The sequence below is a fragment of the Achromobacter sp. 18P8.1.1 genome, from assembly GCF_057799415.1.
Map to the genome: position 1 here is coordinate 1 of NZ_JBYOKH010000060.1, position 21,173 is coordinate 21,173.

Genomic DNA, 21,173 nt, shown 5'->3' on the forward strand with positions numbered 1-21,173 from the left:
CCACGTCGGCCACGATGGCCTGGGTGGGCGAGAACACGCGGCCCAGTTCGGCGGCGTCGGGGTAGACGTGGATCAGCTTCTGGCGCGGCAGCGGGCTTTCAATGACGGTATAGCCTTCGGTGGTGGCTTCGCCCAGGCGCGTGCCCACGGCCAGCACCAGATCGGCGTCGCGCAGGCGTTGGCGCAGCGCGGGCGTCATGGCCCAGCCCACGTGGCCGGCGGCGTTGGGGTGGCGCTGGTCAAAGCATTCCAGGCGGCGCCAGGCGGTGCCCACCGGCAGTTCGAAGCGCTCGGCGAAACCGGCGATCTGGTCGATGGCGGTCTGATGCCAGCCGTTGCCGCCCAGCAGCAGGAACGGCCGTTCGGCCGCATCCAGCAACTGCGTCATGCGGGCCAGGTCGGCGGCGCCGGGGTGGCTGTGCACGCGCGGGTAGCGCGGCAGGTCCGCCACGCGGGCGGTGCCCCACAACGTGTCTTCCGGCAACGCCAGCACGACCGGGCCGGGGCGGCCGCTGGTGGCGATTGCGAACGCGCGCGAGAGGTATTCGGGGATGCGGTCGGTGCGGTCGATCTGCGCGACCCACTTGGCCATCTGGCCGAACATGCGGCGATAGTCGATTTCCTGGAAGGCTTCGCGCTCCATGAAGTCGTTGCCCACCTGGCCCACGAACAGGATCATCGGCGTGGAGTCCTGGTAGGCGGTGTGCACGCCGATGCTGGCGTTGGTGGCGCCCGGGCCGCGCGTCACAAAGCAGATGCCGGGCTCGCCGGTCAGCTTGCCGTAGGCCTCGGCCATATAGGCTGCGCCACTTTCCTGGCGGCAGACGATAGGCTCGATGGCATCGGTGTGCTCGTTCAGCGCGTCGATGCAGGGCAGATAGCTTTCGCCGGGGATCATGAACACGCGGCGCGCGCCATGGATGCGCAATTGCTGCATCAGGATCTGACCGCCATTGCGTTCGGGTAAAGCGGCTGACGTCATGCGGAGTCTCCTTGTTGCGGGACGGCCTGCGCACGGCGCTCGGCGGCCCATCGTTCGAATTGGTCATGGCGCGCCAGCAGGCGGCGCGCGGTGTTGTAAACGGGGGGATCGATGCGTTCGGCATCGTGGCGGCCGGCGCGCTGCGCCTCGAAACGGGCCACGCAGTCGCGGGCGGCGTCGATCTCGTCGGCCGCGGGCGTGAACACCGCATGGATCAGCGGCACCTGGTCGGCCACGGTCGCGCACTTGGACTTCAGGCCCAGGCGGCGCGCCCAGCGCAGGTCGGTTTCCAGCGCGGGCAGGTCGCGGTAATTGAACGGGCAGTCGATCGGCACGCAGCCGGCAGCCGTGCAGTCCACCAGGAAGCGCGCGCGCACGGCGTGCAGTTCGATGCCGTCCTTGCCGCGTCCGGCGCCCAGGCTGGCCGTCAGGTCTTCGGCCGCCAGCAGGCAGGCGGACACGCGCGGGCTGGCGGTCAGGATGTCATAGGCGCGCACCAGGCCCAGCGCCGATTCCAGCGTGGGCACGATCTCGGTGCTGCCCGGCGGCAGGCCCAGTTCGGCCTCAAGGGCGGTGATGGCCTGGTCCAGCGCGACGATCTGGGCGGCGCTTTCCGCGTGCGGCAGGAACACCGCATCGGGCGCGCCCGGCATCACGCCGCGCAGGTCGGCCAGGCCGTCGTCTTCCAGCTTGTTGATGCGCACGGCCGCCACCACGCCCTGGGCGCGGCATTCGGCGAACAGGGCAGCGATGCGCGGGCGCGCTGCGGGGCGTTCGACCTTGGCGGTGAATTCTTCCAGGTCGGCGACCAGTGCATCGGTGCCGCTGGCCAGGCCCGCCGCCTGGGCGGCCGCGTCCAGGCCCGGGACGAACATCCAGCTGCGGCGCAGCGCCGCGGGTCGGCGGAGAGAGGGGGAATGGGTCATTGCACGTGCCTCGGCAGGAACAGCACCAGTTCAGGGACAAAGGTCAGCAGCAGCATGACGGCGGTCATCGCCAGCATCATCCACGACAGCGGACGCAGGGTCTGCATCATGTTGATGCCGCCGATCTTGCATGCGGCCATCAGGTCGACGCCGACGGGCGGCGTATTGGCGCCGATCGCCATGTTGATGGACAGCAGGATGCCGAAATGCACCGGATCGATGTTGTAGTGTGCCAGCACGGGCATCACGACGGGGGCCACGATGATGATGACCGGAATCGCCTCCATGAAAGTGCCCAGCAGCAGCAGGACCACCGTCAGCACCAGCAGCACGGCCGTCTTGCTGTCGGTCCATTCCACCAGCAGGGTGGACAGCGCCTGCGGCACCTGTTCAGCCACCAGCACCCAGGCGAACAGGCCCGAGGCGCCGATGATCAGCAGGATGGACGCGCTGCTTTCGCCCGTGGACTTCAGGTTGTCCCACAGCGACTTCAGGCTGAGCGTGCGGTAATAGAAGAAGCCGATCAGCAAGGCGTAGACGATGGCGCTGGAGGCGGCTTCGGTGGCGGTGAAGATGCCGAAGCGGATGCCGCCGATGATCAGCACCGGCACCATCAGCGCGGGCAGGGCGTCGATGGCGGCGGCGCGCAGCTCGCCCCACGAGAACGGCTGGCCGCCGGCCCAGTTGTGCTTGCGCGATTGCCAGATGGCCACGCCGATCAGCGACAGGCCCAGCAGGATGCCCGGGATGATGCCGGCCACGAACAGCTTGCCCACCGAGGTGTCGGTGATGGTGCCGTAGACGATCAGCACGATGCTGGGCGGGATGATGGTGGAAGTGGCGCCGGCGCTGCCGACGAGGGCGCAGGAAAAGCCCTTGTCGTAGCCGCTGCGCGCCATCGCCGGCAACAGCAGGCTGCCGATGGCCACCACGTCGGCCACGCCCGAACCGGACAGCGCCCCGAACATCAGGCAGGCCAGCACGGCCACGACCGCCAGACCGCCCTTGATGTCGCCCACGATGGCGGCGCACAGGCGCACGATGCGCTGGGTCAGGCCCGCGCCGTTCATCAGCTGGGCGGCCAGGATAAAGAGCGGGATCGCCAGCAGCGTGAAGCTGTCCAGCCCCACGACGTACTGCTGCGCCGCGACCATCATGGGCGCGGAGTCGTAGATCGCCAGATAGGCCAGGCAGGACAGCACCAGGCCGAAGGCGATGGGCATGTCGATCAGCACCGTGATCGTGAACACGCCCATCAGGAAAATAGCACCCGAAGACATCTTGTTATTCCTTTGCCGCGGCGGGAGCGGGAGAGAACAGTTGCGCCAGATGCACCACCACGGTGACGGCGCAGGCGAACGGCAGCGCCAGGTAGACCGTGCCGGCGGACACGTCCAGCGCGGGCAGCGTCTGGTCCATCGTCAGCTCGGCCAGTTGCCAGCCGGCGTAGCCCAGCGCCACCAGCCCGACGATGACCAGCACCTGGTTGATGCGCTCGAACGCGTTCAGCACGCGGGGGTTGCGCACCACGAAGGGCAGCAGGCCGGCCATCAGGTGCGACCGTTCGTAGCTGCAGGCGACCCCGCCGATGAAGGCGGACCACACCAGCACCAGACGCGGCAGTTCCTCGGCCCAATGGGGCGTGGTGTGCGTGACGAAGCGGGCGAACACCACGTAGGTGATCAGGATCGCCAGCAAGGCCACCGCCAGGGCGGCGAAGGCCTTGCTGATGCCCGACAGGACGGCGGACAGTCGGTTCAGCATCACTGGGCCTCGCGGTACTTCTGCACGATGGCCATCAGCTCGGGGCCGTAGGTGACCGAATAGGTCTTCCAGACGGGTTGCACGGCGGCGGCGAACGCGGCCTTGTCGACCTCGTTGACCTGCATGCCTTTCTCTTTCAGCTGGGCCACGAACTGCTGGTCGCCGTCGGTGATCATCTTGCGCTGAGCATCGCGCCACTTGTCCGCCGCGGCTTGCACGATTTTCTTGTCGTCGGCCGAGAGGCGGTTCCAGACCGGCTTGGAGATGATCAGGTTGGCCGGACCCCAGACGTGGCCGGTCAGCGACAGGTACTTCTGCACTTCGAAGAAGGACGAGGTGTAGATAATGGACAGGGGGTTTTCCTGCGCGTCGAACACCTTTTGCTGCAACGCCGAATACAGTTCGCCGAACGCCAGCGGCGCCGGGTTGGCGCCCAGCGCGGTGAAGGTGTCCAGGCGCATCTTGTCGGGCGTGACGCGGGTTTTCAGGCCGGCCAGGTCGGCGGGCTTGGCCACGGGGCCGCGGTTGTTGGTCACGTGGCGAAAGCCGTTTTCCCACCAGGAAATGATGGTCAGGTTCTTCTTGTCGGCCAGCTTGGCCAGGGCCTCGCCCAGTTCGCCGTCATACGCCTTGTAGGCTTGCTGCGAGGTCGACCACGTGTAGGGCAGTTCCACCACGCCGAACTTGGGTTCGATCGGCTGCAGCGAACCCGAGCCGATGATGGCCGCGCCCTGGCTGCCGATCTGCAGGCCTTCCAGCATGGTTTTCTCATTGCCCAGCTGGCCGCTGGGGAACAACACGAAGTTGACGCGGCCGGCGGTCTTTTCCTTGACCTCGGCGGCGAAGCCCTCGGCGGCCTTGTTCCAGCTGTGGCTGGGGGCCAGCACGTGGCCCAGCTTGATGTCCAGCGCATGGGCGGACAGCGGCGCCAGGCCCGCCATGGCAAGCAGGGCGCCGCCGAGCAGGGTGTTGAATTTCTTAGTGGCGTGGATCATGGGGTAGCTCCGGATGCGAAAGGAAGGGATGGATAAGGATGGATCGGCGGCGGGGTGCGGCCCCGCTCAGTAGGATTGCGCCCGCATGGATGCGGGGTGGCCGGGCAAGGGGATGCGGGTGCCGGTGTCGGTCAGGCCGTGGTCGTCCACGGCCAGCACCTGCAAGGTCGCGTCCAGGAAGTTGCCCACGTACAGGTAGCGGCTGTCGGGGCTGAACGCCACGCCCTCGGGCAACGCGCCGACCTCGACGGCGCCCGCGCGCGTGACGCGTTGGCCGTCGATGCGCAGCAGCACGATCTGGCCGCGCGGATGGTGGAACCAGTCGGAAGACGGGTTGTTCGACCCCTGCACGATGGCGACGGCGGCATGACGGCCATCGGGACTGATCGCGATGCCCTCGGGGCCGTCTTCGACCATCACGCGGTCGATCACGCGGGGCGGGGTGGCAAGCAGGTCGACCACGCTGACGGAATCCGCATGGCCGTCCGACGCGGTCGGGCTGCCCATGTCCACCACGAGCGCCAGCGCGCCGTCCGGCGACACAACCAGGTTGAAGGGCACCAGCCCGGTGGTCAGGTCTTCGGACGGGTCGTGCGTGACGCGTGGGACGGGGCCGCTTTCATCGATGTGCAGCACGCCCAGGCGGTGCGTGTCGGTCTTGACGACAAAAGCGCGGCGGCCGTCGGCCGAAAACGAGACGGCGACGACCGGCGTGCCGACGTCGACGTCGCCGCAGGCTTGCACCCGGCCGTCGGCGATTTTTAATACCGACACCGAGCGGCCGGCCTTGTTGGCGACCAGCGCCAGCGTCCCCGCACGGTTGATCGACAGGCCGGACGGCTGCAAACCGATCTGCAGTGTTTGCAGCAAGGCGGGCGGGGTGGCGGCAAGGTCGATCACATGCAGATCGCGGCCCGCTGCCGGCTGCCAGCCGGCGCCGTCGGCGCGTTCCGGCCAGGCCATGGAGTCGGCGATCAGCGCCAGCCGCTGGTCTGGGGTCACGCCCAGGTTGACCGGCGGGCCGAACAGCGAATTGGGCAAGGCCAGGGTGGCGACCAGCACGGGCGCGGCGGGGTTGGCTGCGGCATCGAAGATGCTGAGCGTGTCGCGGCCGGGGGGCAGGAAGCGGATCCGGCCGTCGTCCCAGGTGACTTTCTCGTCGTTGCCGACCAGCAGGAAGTGGGGCGTCGGGTTCATGCCGCCAGCTCCTGGACTAGCGGCACGGCCAATGTTGCGCCGATCAGTTGCCGCGTATAGGGGTGGGTAGGCGCGAAATACACCTGGTCCGCATTGCCGCGTTCGACCACTCGGCCGCCTTGCAGCACCACGATCTGGTCGGCGATATGCTGCACGACCGCCAGGTTGTGGCTGATGAACAGGTAGCCCAGGCCGCGTTCGCGCTGCAGCTCCATCAGCAGATTCAGGATCTGCGCCTGCACCGAGACGTCCAGCGCCGACGTGGGTTCGTCGCAGATCAGCAACTGGGGTTCGAGCATCAGCGCGCGGGCGATGGCTACCCGTTGGCGCTGCCCGCCGGACAGTTCGCGCGGATAGCGGGCCGCGAATGCCGGCACCAGCCCCACCGCGTCCATCATCCGGCGCACGGCGGCAGCCTGCGTCGACGCGTTGCCCATGCCGTGGACCCGCAGCGGGGCCGTCAGGATCTCGTTGATGGTGCGGCGCGGGTTCAGCGAGGAATACGGGTCCTGGAACACCATCTGGATACGGCGGGCGCGGGCGCGCGCCGGCATGGCAGCCAGCGGCTGGCCGTCCAGCAGCGCCTGGCCCTGGGTGGGGGCCAGCAGGCCCAGCATCAGTTTGGCAATGGTGGACTTGCCGCTGCCGGACTCGCCGACGAGACCGATGGTCTGGCCGGCGGGCACGTGCAGGTCGATGTCGTGCAGGATGCGCGGCGCGGGGCGGCGCGAGAACAGGCTGGCGCGGCCATACTGGAAGCACAGGCCATTCAGGCTGATGCTGGCGGATGTCGGGTTCATGCCGGGGCTCCAAGACGCATGGCGCCGGGTTTGACGCAGAGGCAGCGGTGCCCGCCCTGCACACGCGCCGTCAACGGCTGCGCGCACCGCGCTTCGGCCACCGGGCAACGTTCGCGAAATGCGCATCCCCGGATGGCCGTGTCCAGCGATGGCACGGCGCCGGCGATGGTGGGCAGGTCGGTTCGGGGGGCGGTGCGGCCGGGCTGAGGAATGCAGTTCAGCAGCATGGCCGTGTAGGGGTGGCTGGGGCGCTCCAGCACGTCGCGCACGCTGCCGCCTTCGACGATGTCGCCCGCGTACATGACGATGACGTGGTCCGCGATGCGCGCGACCAGCCCCATATCGTGGGAAATGAACACCATGCCCAGCCCGAATTCCGTCTGGATGTCACGCAGCAGGTCCAGCAGTTCGGCCTGCACCGTCACGTCCAGCGCGGTGGTCGGTTCGTCGGCGATCAGCAGTTCCGGGCCGCACATCAGCGCCATGGCGATCATCACGCGTTGGCGCAGGCCGCCCGACAGTTCGAACGGGTACTGCTTCATGCGGTCTTGCGGGTTCGTGATGCCGACCCGGCGCAACAGGTATTCGGCGCGTTCGACGGCTTGCCGGCGGCTGACGGGCTTGTGACGGCGCAGCACGTCGACCAGCTGCGTGCCGATCGGGAACACCGGGTTCAGCGACGTCATGGGATCCTGGAAGATCATCGCGATGCGCGCGCCACGTAGCGCCGCCAGTTGGCGCGGTTTCAGCGTGGACAGGTCCTGGCCGGCGAATTCCAGCTTCGCCACGCGGCGGCGGGCGGCGGCGGGCAGCAGGTCCAGCAGCGCCAAGGCGGTCAAGGATTTGCCGCAGCCCGATTCGCCGACTATGCACAGCGTCTTGCCGCGTTCCAGGCTGAAGTCCACCGCGCGCACGACGTGCTTGGTGTGCGTGGGGGTGTGGATGTCGATGTGCAGGCCCTGGACCTGCAGCAGGGGGGAGACGGTCGGCGTCATGGCGTCAGCCCTTCTTCATTTGGATGGCGCGCAGCGTCTCGCCCGCGCGGTTCACGCACAGGACCAGCACGAACAGCACGATGCTGGGGATCACCACCAGGGACGGCTGGAACAGCATGTTTTCCTTGCCCTCGGCGATCATCAGGCCCAGCGAGGGCATCGGCGCCGGCACGCCCAGGCCCAGGAACGACAGCGAGGCTTCCAGCGTGATCGCCATGGCGGCGTCCACTGTGCCGATGATGAGCAGGTTGCCGACCAGGTTGGGCAGGATGTCTCGCCAGATGATCTGCAGGTGCGTGCAGCCCTGCAGGCGCGACGCGGTGACGAATTCGGCATTGCGCAAACCCGCGGCCATGGTGCGCGCGACCAGCGCATAGCGTTCCCACAGCAGCAGACCCAGCACCAGCACCACCACGGTCAGGGACGCGCCCACCACCGACACCACGGCCAGCGCCACCAGGATGATGGGCAACGCCAGGCGCGCGGTGATCAGGAACGACACGACGCGGTCGACGGCGCCGCCGAAGTAGCCGGCCACGACGCCCAGCGTCGTGCCGATCAGCCCGCCCATCAGCGCGACGGACAGGCCGATCAGCGCCGAGACGCGCACGCCGTACAGGGCGCGGGCCAAGACGTCGCGACCCAGCTGGTCGGTGCCCAGGATGTGGTTCCAGTCGCCGCCTTCGCCCCAGACGGGTTCCTGCAGCCGGGCCAGCAGGTCCTGCGAGTACGGGTCGTGCGGGATCAGGTAGGGGCCGATCAGGCCGGCCAGCACCAGCAGCGCCAGCACGATCAGGCCGAAGCGGCGGCCGGCACGGGCCAGGCGGTCGCCGCGCGGCGCGGCGGGCAGGGAAGAAGACAGGACGGTGCTCATGAGGCGGCTCGCACGCGGGGGTCCAGCCAACCGTTGATCAGGTCGGCGGCCAGGGTCAGGACGATGTAGATCAGCGCAAAGATCAGGATCAGCGCCTGCATCGTGGGGAAGTCACCGCGCAGGATGGACGTCCAGGCCAGCAGCCCGGCGCCATTGATGGCGAAGACGGTTTCGATGACGACCGAGCCGGCCAGCAAGGTGCCCATCTGGGCGGCCGCCAGCGACACCAGCGGCCGCAAGGCGTTGCGCAGCGCGTACTTCAGCACCACGCTGGGGCCGGCCAGGCCCATGGCGCGCGCGGTGCGGATGTAGTCGGTGGCCAGCACCGTCTCCATCTCGGATTTCATCAGGCGCAGCATCGCGGGCATGGCGAACAGCCCCAGCGCGACGACGGGCATTACGTAGTGCTTCCAGGTGTCGAACCCCGAGGCCGGCAGCCATTGGTTGCGCACGCTGAAGACGATGATCAGCAGGAACGCCAGGCAGAACGGCGGCATGGCTTGCGCGCAGGCCGACAGCAGCATGGTGGCGCGGTCGGCAAGCGAGCCCTTGCGCAACCCCGCCAGCACGCCCAGCGGTATCGCCAGCAGCAGCGCGAACGCCATCGCGGCCAGGCCCAGCTTGGCGGTGGCTGGGAAGTGCTGGCCCAGCAATTCGGCCACCGGGCGGCTGAAGTACAGGCTGTCGCCGAAATCACCGCGCACGACCCCGGCCAGCCACCGGCCGTACTGCACCAGGATCGGATCGGAAAAGCCGTGCTGTGCCGACAGGCGGGCGGCATCCGCCGCGCTGCCTTCACCGGCCAGGCGCGCTGCCGGATTGCCCGAGGCGAATACCAGCGAGAAGCTGATCAGCGACACGAACACCACCAGCAAGGCGGCGACCAGCAAGCGGCGAAACAGGAATGCAATCATGGGTCAACCTTTGTCACGGTGCGCCGGCGCACCGGCGCGTGCCGCCCCGCCGGGACGCCGAAGCGGCCCGGCCGGACAGGCAATAAGCGCGGCGCGCCGGCCGCCCGGATCAGTTCCAGGTGGCCTTGTAGAAACGCGGGAACTCGTCTCCGTCGACCGAGAAGTTCAAGTCCTTGGCCTGCACGGCGTTCAGCGAGTGGTTCCACAGCGGTACCCAGTACGCCTGGTCGGCCACGATCTTCTGCGCGGCCGCGTAGTTCTTGGCGCGCAGGTCGCGGTCTACCGACGTGTCGGCCGCTTCCAGATACTTGATCACCTCGGGGTTGCGGGCCTGGTCGTCCGGGCCGCCGCGGAAGAAATTGCTGGTGGACAGCGCCGCGTCCGCGATGCCGTACGAGCCCCAGTTGGACGACAGCATGGCGATCTTGCCGTCGCGCCAGTTGGTCATCGCGGTGCCGTACTGCTGTTCGACCAGGTTCAGCTTGATGCCGGCTTGCGCCATCTGGGCAGCGGCCGCGTCCAGGATGCTGCGCGGCGGCGCCGAGATCACCAGGTCCAGCGTGATGCCGTTGGGGTAGCCGGCGGACGCCAGCAGTTGCTTGGCGCGGGCCGGGTCGAACTTGTAGGCCTGCACGTCGGCGGCGCAACCGAACTGGGCCGGGTTGCAGGCCGCGTTGATGACCTTGGACGCGCCGCCCACCAGCGCTTTGCGGATCGCTTCGCGGTCGATGGCGTAGTTGATGGCCTGGCGCACTTCCTGCTTGGCCAGCGGCGACTTGCCGTCGTCGAAACGCGGGTTCAGGGAGATATAGCTGATGCGCATGATGCTGCTGCTCTTGACCGTGACGGTAGGCGTCTTCTCCATGCGGCGGGCCACGTCCGGCGGCACGCGCCAGATCCAGTCCAGGCCGCCGGACAGCAGTTCGGCGTACTGGGTGTTGGCGTCGGGCAGCACGCGCACCACCAGCTTTTTCACGGCCGGCTTGGGGCCGAAGTAGTCATCGTAGCGTTCGTACACGTAGCGGCTGCCGGGCTGGCTTTCGGTCAGGCGGTAGGGGCCCGTGCCGATGGGCTTGGCGCCCATGTCGGACTGGTTGGCCTCGTAATACTTGCGCGGATAGATCGGCAGGTTTTCCGACAGCATTTCCAGCGCCAGCGGGTAGGGCGTCTTCATCTTGATGCGCACCGTGTCCTCGCCGGCTTTTTCCGCCTTGGCGATCCACGCGACCTGGTTCTGGAAGCGGGCCTTGTAGGCGTCGGAAGACACCAGGTTCAGCGTGTACAGCACGTCGTCGATGGTCAGCAGCGATCCGTCGTGGAACTTCACGTCGCGGCGGATGGGCAGTTCGATGGTGGTGTCGTCGACGAACTTGTAGCCCGTGGCGATGGCCGGGCCGAATTCGCCCGTGTCCTGGTTCTTTTGCAGCAACCCCGAGAAGACCATACGCGCCAGCGCCAGGCCGGGACGGTCCGATTCCTTGTAGGCGTCCAGCGTGGCGGGCGCCGCGTCGAAGGCGATGTTGAGGGAGTTGTCAGCCTTGTTGGCCTGGGCGGCGTGGGCGCCTAGCGCCAATAGCGCCGCGCTCACTAGCTTCACGGTACGGGTCAGCTGCATGTTTTCACCTTGATATGTTTTAAGTATTTGACGTACGGGTCCTGCGGGTCTTGCTGGTCTGGCAGGGACTGCGGAACTGCAGGGTCATGCGGAATCGCGGGCAAGCCGCTCCCCTTGCCGCAGGCGGCGCTTTTCGCGCCGGCGGTGCATGCACGGTCGGTAAGGGGAGGGGCCTGGAGCGCCAGGCCGGGTGCTTAGCGGGTCATCAAATCATCGAATCCCAACGTTGCCGAAGTCTTCCCGCAGACGCGCCAGGATGCCGACCAGATGGTCGTGCATGGCGTGACGCGCGCGGATGGGATCGCGGTCGACAATGGCCGCGAGGATGCGTTCGTGTTCTTTCTGCGCTTCGCTCCACACCTTGGTGGTCACGAAGTGCTCTTCCAGCCGGTGGAACACCGGGCTGAGCGTGCTGAGGTGCCAGATGTGCGAGATGGCCGCGGCCAGGGCCGCGTTGCCGCAGGCCGCGCCGATGGCGCTGTGGAAGGCGCGGTCGTGCACGCTGGGCGACTCGGTCAGCGACATGCCTTCGTGCGCGACGCGGATCGCCGCGATCTGCGCGGGCGACGCCTTCTGCGCAGCCAACGCGGCGCATTCCGGTTCGATCAGCAGGCGCGTTTCCAGAAGGTCGAAGGGGCCGATGTCGGTGGCTTCGACGCTGTCTGCCGCGGGGGCCTGGGGCGCGTCCTGATAGTTGCCGTCTTCGCGCGGCGGGCACACGAACACGCCGGTGCCCACGCGCACATCCACATAACCTTCGATTTCCAGCGCAATCAGGGCCTCGCGCACCGACGCCCGGCTGACTTGCAGTTGCTCGGCCAGCTCGCGCTCGGCGGGCAATCTGCCGCCCGCAGGGAAATCGCCCGCCTTGATGCGCGCGGCGATCTGGTCGGCAATCATGCGGTAGAGGCGGGTCGAGGCTACGGCCTGAAGGGAAGTCATTGTGGCGTGGGATGGAGTGTTCGGGGGGTAGAGCGTAATGGGTCTGGGGCGCTCGTGTCTTGCGCGGGGTCGAAGGGATGCAGAAACCTTGTTCAGGTGCCTGATGGTCCAGTGGTCAGGCCACTGGACGAAATGTACCGGACGGAATTCCGCTTGGGAATCGGGAACCGCCCGTTTTTGCCGGATTTGAGGGAAAACCACTAGGCATTGGGCCAGCCGCGCTCCCGCTTGGATGAGTGGGAGCGCGAGGCTGGGCGGGCGAGGCCGCTAAGGCCCGGCGGGCAGTTCGATGCGCACCTGACGCACCTGCCCATCGTCGCGCAAGCGGACCATGCCGTCCTCCTGATCGACGCCATCCAGGGTGACCCGCAACGGCCCCGCCGCAGCCGCTACCCGCGTGGCGGTGACGGCGTAGGTCGCGCCGCCGAAGCGGTATTGCAGCGTGAAGCCGTTCCAGTCCGGGGGCAGGCAGGGGCGGAAGCTGAGCGTGTCGCCGCGCAGGCGCATGCCCAGCACCGACTCCAGGATCAGCCGGTACATCAGCCCGGACGATCCCGTGTACCAGGTCCAGCCGCCGCGCCCCAACTGGCCGGGCGTGGTGTAGATGTCGGCAGCCATGACATAGGGTTCCACCTTGTAGGTAGCGGCGCCCGCCGGCGTATCGGCATGGTTGATGGGATTCAGCATGGGAAGCAGGCGGCCGATGCGCGCTTCGTCCCGCAGTTCGCAGAAGGCCATCGCCGTCCAGATGGCGGCGTGGGTGTATTGGCCGCCGTTTTCGCGCACCCCCGGCACGTAGCCGCGGATGTACCCGGGATTCATCGGCGCCTTGTCGAAGGGGGGCGTCAGCAGGCGGATCAGGCCAAGCTCGTCGTCCACCAGCCGGTCGTCCACGGCTTGCATCGCCGAGCGCGCGCGGTCCGGGCTGGCCACGCCGGACAGGACAGCCCAGCTTTGCGAAATGGAATCGATCTGGCATTCGAGATTTTCAGCGGACCCGAGCGGGGCGCCGTCGTCGAAATAGGCCCGGCGATACCAGTTGCCGTCCCAACCGGCCTGTTCAAGATCCTTCGCCAATTGCCGCGCCGTCGATTCGCAGAACGCGGCGAACGGCAGGTCCGCCCGCGCGCGGGCCAGCGGGGCGAAGCGGTTCAGGGTGTCATGCAGGAAGAAGCCCAGCCAGACACTGACGCCGCGGCCGGCATCGCCCACCTTGTCCATGCCATCGTTCCAGTCGCACGACCCGATGCGCGGCAGCCCGTGCGCGCCCAAGGCGTTCAACGCGTGCGTGAGGGCGCGCGTGCAGTGCACGTAGAGGCTGGCGGATTCCCGGGACGGGGTGGGGTGGTCGTAGTTGGACGATTCGCCGGGATTCAGAGGGCGCCCTTCGATGAAGCCCACGTTTTCTTCCAGTACGCCCACATCGCCGGTGACGTCCACGTAGTGGCTGGTGGCGAACGGCAGCCACAGATAATCGTCGGAACAACGGGTGCGGACGCCCCGGTTGGAAGGCGGGTGCCACCAATGCAGCACATCGCCTTGCACGAATTGCTGGGCCGCGCTGCGCAGCAGGTGGGCGCGCGTCAACTCGGGGCGCGCGATCGCCAGCGCCATCACGTCCTGCAATTGGTCCCGAAAGCCGTACGCGCCGCCCGATTGGTAATGGCCACTGCGTGCCCACAGCCGGCAGGCCAGCGTCTGGTAGAGCAGCCAGCCGTTGGCAAGCGTATTCACGGTGGCGTCCGGTGTGTCGATACGCACGACGTCCAGCGTGTCGCGCCAGTATTGCCGGACGGCCTGCGCTTCGTGGGCGGCGGCCCCCGTTTCCCGATACCGGCGCACCAAGTGCCGGGCGTGATCGGCGCCCTCGGACGACGCGCCCAGCTGAAACAGGATCTGCGTGTCCTGCCCGTCGTCCAAGGTGGCGGGCACCTGGATTGCGGCGCAAGGGTCCAGTGCGGCGCCGCATCGGCCCGACAAGCGACTGCGGCGCAGCGCTTGCGGGTGGCGCAGCGTGCCGTTCCTGCCGATGAATTCCTTGCGGTCGCCCGTCATGGTGCGGGTGGTGCTGTTGGTGTCGAAATAGGCCACGTGCCCGGAATAGTCGGCATTGAAGCTGTTGCGGGCGAAGAGGGCGCCGGTGTCGGCGTCGATCTCGGTGGTGACGTGCATCGCGGATTTCGCGCGCAGGTCGCCCAGCAGCCATTCCACATACCCGGTGGCCGACAGGCGACGGCGGCGCCCGGACCGGTTGCGTAGCGTCAGAATATAGAACTTGACGGGCGATTCGTGGGCGACGTGAACGCGCAATTCGGATTCGATGCCATCCTCCACATGTTCGAAGACCGTGTAGCCGAATCCGTGGCGGGTGACGTAGGCCGATTCCCCACCGGCCGGGTAAGGCGCGGCCGACCAGTAATGGCCGCTGATCTCGTCGCGCAGATAGAAGGCTTCGCCGCAGGCGTCGGTGACGCCGTCGTTGTGCCAGGGCGTCAGGCGGAACTCATGGGCGTTGCCCGCCCAGCTATAGGCCTGCCCGCTTTCCGAGACCACGGTGCCGATCGCGGCATTGGCAATGACGTTGACCCAGGGCGCAGGCGTGCGCTGGTCGCATGTGGTGGTGATGACGTATTCCTCGCCGTCGGCCGTGAAGCCGCCCAAGCCGTTGGCGTGCAGCAGCGGCGCGGGCGCGGCAGCCGGCGGGACGTCGACCGAGGCCGGCAAGGGCGCGGCCGATATCACGAGCGGCGCGACACGGGTTTCCGGCAGCGCCAGGCGGTTGACCTGGTTGGCCAGTGTGCCCTGGGCGTCGCTGAGCGACACGCGAGAGACGGCCAGCAACAGCGTGCGGTCTTCTTCCGAGATCTGGTCGCCAGGACGCACGAAGATGCCGCCCGGGCGGTCGATGATGTGTGATTCCACTCCGGCAGAAATCAGCCCCATCATGCGGTCCTGCAGGGCCTGGCGGTAGGTGCCGGTGTCTTCGTTCCAGATCACCAGGTCCACGATGACGCCTTTTTGCCGCCAGTAGGCGTGGGCCTGCACCAATTGGCGCACCAATTCGAAATTGGCCGGGTCCTTGATGCGCAGCAGCACGATGGGCAGGTCGCCCGAGATGGCGTAGCCCCACAGGCCGGACTGCCCGCGGCGGTTCTTGACGAGCGTGGCCGCGTCGGCCCGCAGCGTGGGGTTCTGGTAGACGATGGCGTTGGCCAAGCGCGCGTACAACTGGGCGTCGGCTTCGGTCGCGTTCAACTGGCGCACCAGCACCTGCGCATGGGTCCAGGCCAACTCCAGGGCGCGATCCGCCAGATGGCGGTCCTGGTACTTGCTGATCAGGTTCATGCAGGCGCTGCGGCTGTCGCCCACGCCCTGCACCAGATCGACGACGGCGGTTTCCTCGGGTTCCAGCGTGATGGTGCAGCGGATGGCCGACACCGGGTCCAGCACGGAACCCTGGCTGCCCGACAGGGGGGCTGCCGAGTCCATCGCCAGCGGATTGGCCACGGAGCGGCCGCGCCCCAGGAATTGCGCCCGGTCCGTTTCATAAGACGCGCGCCCCGGGTCGCCGCCGTGGATGGCCAGCAGCTGGAACATCCACGGCGGATTGTCTTCCGGACTGCGGCCGCGCCGCGTGCTGAGGATGGCGCGTTCCGACGGCACGATCTCGGTCTGGATGAACAGGTTGCTGAAGGCCGGATGCAATTCGTCGGCCATGGCCGGGGCGATGACGACCTCGGCATAGCAGGTGATCTCGAGCGTGCGGCGTTCGCGCCCGCGGTTGGTCAGGCGGCAGCGCCGCAATTCGATATCGTCTTCGGGCGACACGACGATTTCCGTATGCGTGTCGATCTGATTGTCGGTGCGCCGGAACTCTGCGCGGCCTTCCGAGAAGATCACTTCGTAGTGGTCGGGACGCTGCAGGGTCGGCTGATAGGAGGTGGACCAGACGTGGCCGCTGTCCGTGTCGCGCAGATAGCAGAACGTGCCCCAGTTGTCGCAGGTGCCGTCTTCGCGCCAGCGCGTGACGGCCAGGTCCCGCCAGCGGCTGGAGCCCGCGCCGCTATTGGTGACCATCACGTGGTAGCGGCCGTTGGACAGCAACTGGACTTCGGGGATGGGCGTGTCGGCGGTATCCAGCACGCGCACGGACACCTCGGCCTGGCCCGGCGGGGTGCTGCGGATCACCGACAGTTCGGTGGCCTTGGCGTAGGCGGCCGCGGCGCGCGGAACGCGTTCCTGAAGCAGCAGCATGGTGGCCTGGAACGAGGGATCGGCCTCGAAGCGGGCCTGCATCGTTCGGCCCAGCAAGACGCTGGCAAGCGACAGGAAGCCCATGCCCTGATGATGGGCCATGTAGGCGTACACGATCGTGCCATTCTTGCCGGGCGGTTGACGGCGCGGCGTGTAGTCGATGGCCTCGTACAGCCCGTAGCGCCCGATCAACTGGTCTTTGGCCAGCCGCTGCAGGTTGCGGCAGGCCTCGTCGGGCGCCACCATCAGCGCCAGCATCGACGCGTACGGGGCCACCACCACGTCATCGGCCAGGCCGCGTTTCAGTCCCAACCCGGGCACGCCGAACGCGCGGTACTGGTAGTTCATGCCGACATCGAACAGGTTGTAGGCGCTTTCGGACATGCCCCACGGAATGCCCAGCTTGTCGCCGTAGTCGATCTGCGTGCGCACCGCCGACAGGCAGGTCTGGTCCAGCAGGGTCTGGGGGTAGGAGGGCATGACGAGGCGGGGCATCAGGTATTCGAACATGGACCCGCTCCAGGAGAGCAGCACCGGCCCGCCCGGGGAATTGCTCAATTGCCGGCCCAGCGCGAACCACGTCTCTTGCGGCAATTGCCCCTGCGCAATCGCTACGAAGCTGCCCAGGCGCGCCTCGGAAGCCAGCAGGTCGTACAGGCCTTCGTCGCGCCGGCGTTCGGTCAGGTTGTAGCCGATGGCCAACAGGCGGCTGCCCTTGTCGTACAAGAAGCCGTATTCCGCCACCGCCATGTCGGCCAGCGTGTCGGCCAGTTTTTCCAGCGCGGCGCATCGTTGGGTGGCACGGTCCGCCGCCAGGACGATGGCAAGCTCGGTTTGCAGCAACCACGCACGCTCGTCCGGCGTCGTGCCGGGCTCGGAGAGGCGGGCCCGCAAGGCGGCCAGCACGCCGCTGCCTTGATCGGCCACCTGCTGCAGCGTGGGCATGGCCTGCAACGCCGGGATGTCCTGCCAGGGGGCGTCGGCGGGCCGTTCGGGCCAGGGCGCCAGCAGGGCCAGTTCATCGCGCGCCTCTTCGCATTGGCGCAACATGGCCTGGCAATGCCATAGCGGTTCAGAGTACGCGGGCGCCTCGAAGGCTTCCAGCAGCCCATAACCCAGTTGGCGGATGTGCTCCAGGCGCTGCCGGATTTGCGCCAGCGTCTTGGGCGCGGCGCGGCCGGCCGGTTCCTGCGCCGTCAGCAGCGCGGCGTCCAGCACGTCCAGCGCGGAGAAGGCGTTGGCCGGCAGGCTGTCTCGCAACACGGCCGCGGCGTCGGCCAGGCCCGCGAAGGTGCGCGGATGCAGGATCGGAGCCTGGGCCAGCGCCAGCAGCCCGGGACGCAGCGTCAGCAGGTGGCCGGCCAGGTTGCCGCTGTCCACGGTCGAGATGTACAGCGGGTGCAAGGGGGCCAGCGTGAGGGTGTCGTACCAGTTATAGAAATGGCCCAGATAGCGCTCGAGCTTGCCCATCGTGCTTAAGGTGGCCTGCGTGCGTTCCATCAGGCGGCCCGCCTGCAAGTAGCCGAAGTCATGCGCGGCCAGGTTCGACAGCAGGGCCAGCCCCAGATTGGTGGGCGAGGTGCGGTGCGCGGTCGTGGGCGCAGGCCGGTCCTGCACGTTGTCCGGGATCAGCCAGTTGTCTTCGGCCCCGCCGTGCCCATCGAAGAACGACCAGGTCTTGCGCGCCAGCAAGCGCAGGAACTGGTCCTGGCTGGGCGACAGCGCGGTTTTCGCGACGACGGGCGGCCGGCTCAGGCGCCAGGCAATTGCCGGCATCAAGGCCCACAAGGCCAGCACCGGGAACGCCGCGGGCCAGGCCGACGGGTTCCAGCGCAGGACGCAGGCGCCGATCGCCAGCGCCAGCAGCGGCGATCCCCATACAGATAGCAGCCACGGGCCCGAGCGGGCCGCGCCGTCGCGGTTGGTGACGCTGGAGGGCTTCCATTCCAGCAGGCGGCGGTGCGATATCGTCAGGCGGTACAGTGTGCGGCCAATGGCGTCCAGGTTGTAAAGCGCCTCGTGCGCCATGGCGCTGAACGCAAATGCGGCCCGGCTGAACTGCTTGAGCGTTGACGGGACCCAGCCCAGCAGATGCTGCCCCAGCAAGACATCGTCGCCCTTCCTGACGGCGCCCAGAGCGGAGGCGAATAGCGCGGGCAGGAACACGACCATCACCCCGGCCCCCGTCCACAGCCAGGGATACGGCAGCAAGGTCCAGCCCAGCGCCATCAACAGCACCAGGCTGGGCGACACGAGGCTGCGCCGCAGATTGTCCAGGATCTTGCAACGCGCCAGCCAGGCAAGAGGCGGTCCGCCCGCCGTGCCGGGTGGGCGCGGCGGGTGGCCGAACAGCCAGCCCAGCAATTGCCAGTCGCCCCGTATCCAGCGATGGCGGCGGCTGACATCGGCCGAATAGCGGGCGGGGTGGCCTTCGAACAACTGCACATCGCTCAGCAGGCCGGAACGGGCGTAGCAACCCTCCAGCAGGTCGTGGCTCAGCACGCGGTTGTCCGGGAAGCAGTCCTTCAGCGCGGCCTCGAACGCGTCGACGTCATAGATGCCTTTGCCGACGAAGGACCCTTCCTTGAAAGTGTCCTGATAGACGTCCGACACGGTGTTGGTGTAGGGGTCGATGCCGGCGTCGCCGCCATTGACCCGCGCATAGGCGGAGGCGGCCAGGTCAGCCAGGTTGACCGCCACGCGCGGTTGCAGGATGCCGTAGCCCCGCGTCACGCGACGCCGGACGGGATCGAACTGGGCCTGGTTCAGCGGATGCGCCATGGCGCCGATCAGCTTCCAGGCGCTTTCCCGAGGCAACTCGGTATCGGTGTCCAGCGTAATGACGTACTTCACGGCGGCCAGCGCGTCCAGGTCGCCGACCACGCAGGAGAACGCACCCGTGCCTTGGCCGCGCAGCAGGCCGTTCAGGTCGGCCAGTTTGCCGCGCTTTCTTTCCTGGCCCATCCAGACCTGTTCGTGGGCATTCCAGCGGCGAGGGCGGTGCAATAGGTAAAAGGGGCTTCGGCCCAAACGCCGGTATTTGTGGTTCAGCGCCTGGACATGCGTCTTGGCGCGTTCCAGCAGCAACGCGTCCGCGGGCAGATGTTCCGCGGCCGCGTCCGCAAAATCCGTCAGCAGGCAGAAGCTCAGGTTGTCGCCCGGGTTCGCCAGAAACCGGATCTCCAACGACTCGGCCAGTTGTTCGCCGTCGTCGGCGTCGATCAGCATGGACGGTACCGCCACCAGGCAGCGGGCAGCGTCCGGAATGCGTTTGGCGTAGTCCATCCGCGGCAGGCGCTGTGGGCGCACCAGCCAGGTCAGGGACCAGTTTATGACGGCAACCGACAAATGGCTGGTGCCGATCAGTGACAGCACCGCCAAGGCGGTCAGCGGCCACGGCTGGGCGCCCGCCGAATGGGCCACGAACACCAGCAGCGCGGACAAGGCGCCCGTCATCAGCACGATCGCCGCCGCATAGCCGGCCAGCGCCGCGCCCGGCGACAGGCGCGCCAACCGGTCCGTCACGCTCAGCCGGACCTTGCCCAGCTTTACCAGTTCGGGCAGGCCTTGATCAATCAGATAGAAGCCCACGTGCCGCCGGCGCGGGTCGGCGGGGGCGTCGGCATGGGCGTCTGGCGCCGCCGTGCGCGCCAGGTCGATCGCCATGGTGGCCAATTCGATCTCGGAACGATCGGAGTTCCGGGCCAGGCGCTCCACCCGATGGCGGTAGCGGTCCCGGGTCGGGAAGTCCATGTCGGCGTAGAACCCGGCCGGGTCCTGGCGCAATGTCTGCTCCACCAGGCTGATGGCTTCGACGAATTCGTTCCAGTTCGTCTTCGACAGCGCGCGCAGGCTGCCGATGCTGTTGCTGATGGAGACCTGGTCGGCCGCTTGCTGCTGGTTTTCGGCCACGACCATCTGCTCGATGGTCAGGTTGGATTGGGCCAGGCGCTGCTCGAACCAGGTCAACGGCAATGCCAGCGCCGGACCATGGCCTTGCAGGCGGCGGGCCAGTTCGGCCACGAAGGCGCCGTCTATGGGCGGATTCGAGCGCGCCATGTTGGCGATGACAAGAATCAGGCTGGTGGGGTCGTCCTGCGCGGCCTTGCGCATGGCGTCCGCCCAGGTGTCCGCCAAGCCCCGGTTCATGTTGGCGTAGGCCAGGCGGATCGCCACGCGCCGCAGGTTCTCGATCAGGGCCAGGCGCATCATGATGGGGATGGCCCAAAGCTCGCCCAGCTGCAGGGGTTCGACGCGCTGATAAGCGGCCACGAACGCGCTGATCCCGTCGGCGTCAATCCGCGCATCGCTGTGCGAAATCATCTCCAGCGCGATGTCGTACACCCGGGGAAGGCCCTGCGAGGGACCCGCGGCCAGTTTGGGCAGGCTGCGGCTGTACCCCTTGGGCAAATGTCGCTTGGCCAGTCGGATCTGCTCTTCGATCAGGTAGAAGTTGTCCAGCAGCCATTCGTCCGCCGGCGTGATCTGGCGACTTTGCTGCATGGATTCGATCAGCAGCGCACAGGCCTGGGCCAGCAGCGTCTGGTTCTCCGTCAGCCGGGGCAGCAGGTTGTCCTGCGCGCGAAAGGCGCCCAGCGCATGCACATGCGCCAGCGCCTGGCCGTGCGCTTCCATCTGCTGGGAATTGAACAGTTCGGCGCGCAACGGCGGCTCGCTTTCGGCGGAGGTAAGCGAGGGCTTGCTGCGAGCGAACAGGTCGATCCATTCGGGGGCGGCCTCCAGGGAAGGCCAGGCTATGGGTTTCATCAATACTCGGTCGGACGTGATCCATCGGGGCAAAGGCGTCGCCAGGGTGGCGACCTCCCGCCTATAGAGTGACCAAGCGCGCGCGTCGGCTCTGTGCGCTACCGCACGGACGCGGGGCGCGGCCTATGCCATAAACGACCCGAGCCCG

Annotated in this window: 13 protein-coding genes; all 13 read right to left on the minus strand. The window is 67.7% G+C overall.

Annotation, left to right across the window (positions count from 1 at the left end):
• The coding region (locus AC27VE_RS26855) for a thiamine pyrophosphate-binding protein (protein WP_488705463.1) at positions 1 to 982 on the minus strand (982 nt) is incomplete at its 3' end.
• On the minus strand, positions 979 to 1,908 hold the full coding sequence (locus tag AC27VE_RS26860) for an HpcH/HpaI aldolase/citrate lyase family protein (protein WP_488705464.1): 930 nt from the start codon (positions 1,906 to 1,908) through the stop codon (positions 979 to 981). The genes AC27VE_RS26855 and AC27VE_RS26860, both read right to left, overlap by 4 nt.
• On the minus strand, positions 1,905 to 3,188 hold the full coding sequence (locus tag AC27VE_RS26865; RefSeq protein ID WP_280026312.1) for a TRAP transporter large permease: 1,284 nt from the start codon (positions 3,186 to 3,188) through the stop codon (positions 1,905 to 1,907). The genes AC27VE_RS26860 and AC27VE_RS26865 overlap by 4 nt, the downstream gene beginning before the upstream one ends.
• Positions 3,189 to 3,192: 4 nt before the next feature.
• On the minus strand, positions 3,193 to 3,672 hold the full coding sequence (locus AC27VE_RS26870) for a TRAP transporter small permease (protein ID WP_315130244.1): 480 nt from the start codon (positions 3,670 to 3,672) through the stop codon (positions 3,193 to 3,195).
• Entirely contained in the window at positions 3,672 to 4,667 is a 996-nt protein-coding gene (locus tag AC27VE_RS26875; RefSeq protein WP_006225902.1) for a TRAP transporter substrate-binding protein, read from the minus strand. Before AC27VE_RS26875 ends, AC27VE_RS26870 begins: the two co-directional genes overlap by 1 nt.
• A 66-nt stretch (positions 4,668 to 4,733) precedes the next feature.
• The gene (locus AC27VE_RS26880; protein ID WP_488705465.1) at positions 4,734 to 5,864 is read right to left on the minus strand and encodes a lactonase family protein; all 1,131 of its coding nucleotides are present in this window, start codon (positions 5,862 to 5,864) and stop codon (positions 4,734 to 4,736) included.
• Positions 5,861 to 6,664, minus strand: coding sequence for an ATP-binding cassette domain-containing protein (locus AC27VE_RS26885; protein WP_088587545.1), 804 nt, complete (start codon positions 6,662 to 6,664; stop codon positions 5,861 to 5,863). Before AC27VE_RS26885 ends, AC27VE_RS26880 begins: the two co-directional genes overlap by 4 nt.
• Entirely contained in the window at positions 6,661 to 7,659 is a 999-nt protein-coding gene (locus AC27VE_RS26890) for an ABC transporter ATP-binding protein (RefSeq protein ID WP_315130236.1), read from the minus strand. The genes AC27VE_RS26885 and AC27VE_RS26890 overlap by 4 nt, the downstream gene beginning before the upstream one ends.
• Before the next feature lie 4 nt (positions 7,660 to 7,663).
• Positions 7,664 to 8,533, minus strand: coding sequence for an ABC transporter permease (locus AC27VE_RS26895; RefSeq protein ID WP_424626254.1), 870 nt, complete (start codon positions 8,531 to 8,533; stop codon positions 7,664 to 7,666).
• The gene (locus AC27VE_RS26900) at positions 8,530 to 9,447 is read right to left on the minus strand and encodes an ABC transporter permease (protein ID WP_006225895.1); all 918 of its coding nucleotides are present in this window, start codon (positions 9,445 to 9,447) and stop codon (positions 8,530 to 8,532) included. The genes AC27VE_RS26895 and AC27VE_RS26900 overlap by 4 nt, the downstream gene beginning before the upstream one ends.
• A 109-nt stretch (positions 9,448 to 9,556) precedes the next feature.
• Complete coding sequence (locus AC27VE_RS26905; RefSeq protein WP_088587542.1) at positions 9,557 to 11,062, minus strand: ABC transporter substrate-binding protein; 1,506 nt, start codon at positions 11,060 to 11,062, stop codon at positions 9,557 to 9,559.
• A 210-nt stretch (positions 11,063 to 11,272) separates the two neighbouring features.
• A complete protein-coding gene (locus AC27VE_RS26910) occupies positions 11,273 to 12,004 on the minus strand; it encodes a FadR/GntR family transcriptional regulator (protein ID WP_006225893.1) in 732 nt (243 codons plus the stop codon).
• Between the two features lie 267 nt (positions 12,005 to 12,271).
• Positions 12,272 to 21,025: a glycoside hydrolase family 94 protein gene (locus AC27VE_RS26915; protein WP_488705466.1), complete on the minus strand. Its 8,754-nt coding sequence runs from the start codon at positions 21,023 to 21,025 to the stop codon at positions 12,272 to 12,274.
• Positions 21,026 to 21,173: the final 148 nt, after the last annotated feature.